The 2,071-nt window shown below is 45.5% G+C and carries 8 tRNA genes and 3 rRNA genes; all 11 read right to left on the reverse strand.

Features of this window, described 5'->3' with window-relative positions:
- A 16S ribosomal RNA gene (locus MST20_RS21065) occupies positions 1 to 96 on the reverse strand; the annotation flags it as partial.
- A 153-nt stretch (positions 97 to 249) separates the two neighbouring features.
- Positions 250 to 325: transfer RNA gene (locus MST20_RS21070), tRNA-Ala, on the reverse strand.
- Positions 326 to 331: 6 nt separating this feature from the next.
- Positions 332 to 408: transfer RNA gene (locus MST20_RS21075), tRNA-Pro, on the reverse strand.
- A gap of 8 nt (positions 409 to 416) precedes the next feature.
- Positions 417 to 493, reverse strand: a tRNA-Arg gene (locus MST20_RS21080).
- An 11-nt stretch (positions 494 to 504) separates the two neighbouring features.
- Positions 505 to 576, reverse strand: a tRNA-Gly gene (locus MST20_RS21085).
- A gap of 15 nt (positions 577 to 591) precedes the next feature.
- Positions 592 to 676: transfer RNA gene (locus MST20_RS21090), tRNA-Leu, on the reverse strand.
- 7 nt (positions 677 to 683) lie between these two features.
- Positions 684 to 759: transfer RNA gene (locus MST20_RS21095), tRNA-Lys, on the reverse strand.
- An 81-nt stretch (positions 760 to 840) separates the two neighbouring features.
- Positions 841 to 916: transfer RNA gene (locus MST20_RS21100), tRNA-Thr, on the reverse strand.
- A 15-nt stretch (positions 917 to 931) separates the two neighbouring features.
- Positions 932 to 1,007: transfer RNA gene (locus tag MST20_RS21105), tRNA-Val, on the reverse strand.
- A 694-nt stretch (positions 1,008 to 1,701) separates the two neighbouring features.
- Positions 1,702 to 1,817: ribosomal RNA gene (gene rrf, locus MST20_RS21110) — 5S ribosomal RNA — on the reverse strand.
- A gap of 136 nt (positions 1,818 to 1,953) precedes the next feature.
- A 23S ribosomal RNA gene (locus MST20_RS21115) occupies positions 1,954 to 2,071 on the reverse strand; the annotation flags it as partial.

Consider the following 2,071-nt stretch of genomic DNA (forward strand, 5'->3'; position numbering starts at 1 on the left):
GACCTAAGGGAGCAAGCTCCCGTCGGTCCGCTCGACTTGCATGTATTAGGCACGCCGCCAGCGTTCGTCCTGAGCCAGGATCAAACTCTCCATGAAGTTTGATAATGACTACGCACATTCGTATGTGCGATTTATTTAATGAATTAACAGGTACGTTTGTCTTGTTTAGTTTTCAAAGATCATTATTAAAGCAACTCTATCATTATATCTCTTTTAATATAAATAGTCAAGTGCTTTTTTAAAAATAAATGGTGGAGCCTAGCGGGATCGAACCGCTGACCTCCTGCGTGCAAAGCAGGCGCTCTCCCAGCTGAGCTAAGGCCCCAAAGAATGGTCGGGAAGACAGGATTCGAACCTGCGACCCCATGGTCCCAAACCATGTGCTCTACCAAGCTGAGCTACTTCCCGTTGTATAATGGCGCGCCCGAGAGGAGTCGAACCCCTAACCTTTTGATCCGTAGTCAAACGCTCTATCCAATTGAGCTACGGGCGCATAGATGATCAAGCGGAAGACGGGATTCGAACCCGCGACCCCCACCTTGGCAAGGTGGTGTTCTACCACTGAACTACTTCCGCAAAATAGATTGGCAATGCGGATGAAGGGACTTGAACCCCCACGTCTTTAAAAGACACTAGAGCCTGATTCTAGCGCGTCTGCCAATTCCGCCACATCCGCATGAAAATGGTGAGCCATGAAGGACTCGAACCTTCGACCCTCTGATTAAAAGTCAGATGCTCTACCAACTGAGCTAATGGCTCCAATACTGCAATGAAAGCTGAAGACTTTTTCGAAAGCTATCTGTCTTTTTTCAGCAACTTTTATATTGTATCATAAAATCGTGGTGCCGGCAAGAGGACTTGAACCCCCAACCTACTGATTACGATTCAGTTGCTCTACCAATTGAGCTACACCGGCCCATTCCAATATGAATGGTGGAGGATGACGGGATCGAACCGCCGACCCTCTGCTTGTAAGGCAGATGCTCTCCCAGCTGAGCTAATCCTCCTCGTCAGTTGTTGGAGTAACTCTCGATCTGACAAGGACTATTATATACGGGAATACACCCATTTGTAAAGGCTATATTAAAAAAATTTTATTTTCAGTTTATTCTATCATGACAGACGAATGTGCACTCATCGTTCCACCCAATCCGTAACATTGCATCAAAAGCTTCAGGGCAACATTTATCCTATGTACGGCTTATAATAGATTCTTCAGACGATTCGTGAATTCCTGTCTTTTTCCCATAGCAAATTTGTATTCGAATTGAAAACAATTTTAAGTCCTTTTCGAGCGATAAGCAATGTATTTGGCTTCTCGACTCTCTCTATCCCAACTCTTAATAGCCAAGCGACGTGTTTTGAAAATGAATATTGTGCGCTCGAAAATATATACATTCATTTGTCAATTCTCAAACTGCCCCAATGCCTCGAAATCCATTTGCCGGAACATCCATATTTCGCTCCTCTATTTGCATGAGTTTCACTGCCTTACATCACTGATCTTATACATGCCGATGTGCTTACTGGCTCCATATTTCTATAGAGTTCGCACTGAACCGCCAGATCGCGAACCTGAAGAGGTGAAAGCAGTTTGCCTATTGTTTGCCGTTTCGCGGAGCACTGAAGGGTTAAAAGCGCTATATAAATGATTGAACGTCAACAAAAAAGACCAGCTTATGTAAGCTGGTCTTCTTAAGTGCTTGGCGGCGTCCTACTCTCACAGGGGGAAGCCCCCAACTACCATCGGCGCTGAAGAGCTTAACTTCCGTGTTCGGCATGGGAACGGGTGTGACCTCTTCGCTATCGCCACCAAACTATTTGCCTTCAGGACGAAGGTACTGGGCGTTCCTCACAGGATGTGAGGGCCTTTAGCCGAGTGTCCTTGCCTTTGGCTTTCTGAGAGGTGTTCTCTCAAAACTAGATAACGGTCAGACAATTCACAAAAATATTTAGGTTAAGTCCTCGATCGATTAGTATCTGTCAGCTCCATGTGTCGCCACACTTCCACCTCAGACCTATCAACCTGATCATCTTTCAGGGATCTTACTTCCTTGCGGAATGGGAAATC

Source organism: Bacillus sp. B19-2 (assembly GCF_022832475.1).
Lineage (GTDB): Bacteria > Bacillota > Bacilli > Bacillales > Bacillaceae > Bacillus > Bacillus paralicheniformis.